Genomic DNA, 1,272 nt, shown 5'->3' on the forward strand with positions numbered 1-1,272 from the left:
GCCATGCTAACCTCACTCAGTTGTCAGCACATTGCGAATGTCGCACTACAAAATCGTTTTTATCGCCGACTTCGTCAACGTCAACGCCATTGCCTTGGCAGGGCAATGTTTGTTTAATGTCCTAACGTTATTCTTCTTATCCTCAGCTTCAATACCTAAGAACTAAGAATAATAGCTAAGGATAGACACAGGCTACGCCGGCATGGAGGTCGACCGAAGGAGTATTACTTTTATTATTATAAAGCTCCACCTCACCTCTGTCCGACCTAACCACAAAATTTTGACTACTACCTACGCTATCTTGCGTCCAAAATCTCGAGTTATAGAGGTAGGCGGAATCGTAACCAGTGTTCGTATCCCCCCATTCCGAGAACAATCCGGCACCAATGTGACGCATATATTTATTACGAGGTGACGAAGGCGTTGCACCTACAGCACCTCGACAGCGTTCTTCCTCTCCCGGACAAGACGCATTAGTTAAATCCTTGACTTTTGGAAGACGGTATCCAATCTTATTACACCAAGATGTACCAGAAAAAGTTTGAATAAAAAAACCACCACTAACAAACCACTGCTTTAACTTAAATCCATATTTGACCACCGCATTACCACTGCTATCACGACCGACTAACTCAAATACCTGAGGTAAGGATGGTCTGTCGATTCTACCTGGATTATTTGAATACCATTGAGATTCTTTAGCAACAGGACCCGTTAGGGTGACTCGGACGCTCCCCGCGTGGTATTCGACATTGGTCATAGTAGCAGTAATCTTATCATGAGAAACCGAAGCCCAAGATAAGGCCTGACTAATACCACCAATATCTAAATAAAACTGCAAATTATTAGCACCAGTAGTCGGGAAGTTTAAACCATAAGACGACGGCGTAACTGATTGTGGTAGAAAGCCCATATTAAGGTTCCATATGTCAGCAGGACCAGCATACGATTCATCGTAAGAACCTGAGCCACCGTATTGCATGTAAGGTTTTGCAAAACAAATCACTGGCGCTGCCTTAGGATTAATATAATAAGTGACATTACTTGCACTAAAACGACTTTCATTAGGCACCCCATAACGTGTTGTTAATCTACCTCCATTATTAGATAAGGTTAATCTATATGGCGCTTTACAAATAGTCAGCACTTCATTACGAGCAACAGCTCGACCCCATCTATCAACAATGGATAAATTTAAACTACCAGTAGCGGTGACACCATTAACTCCCTGACCATCGCCATCATCATCACCCCAATAATTATACGGTGTGC

The 1,272-nt window shown here is 42.8% G+C and carries 1 protein-coding gene; it reads right to left on the reverse strand.

Features of this window, described 5'->3' with window-relative positions:
• Positions 1-175: 175 nt before the first annotated feature.
• Positions 176-1,272, reverse strand: a 1,097-nt coding sequence (locus H3U97_RS11355) for a hypothetical protein (RefSeq protein ID WP_198199010.1), incomplete at its 5' end; no start/stop codon positions are given.

Source organism: Gilliamella sp. W8128 (assembly GCF_016100545.1).
In the GTDB taxonomy this organism is placed as follows: domain Bacteria; phylum Pseudomonadota; class Gammaproteobacteria; order Enterobacterales; family Orbaceae; genus Gilliamella; species Gilliamella apis.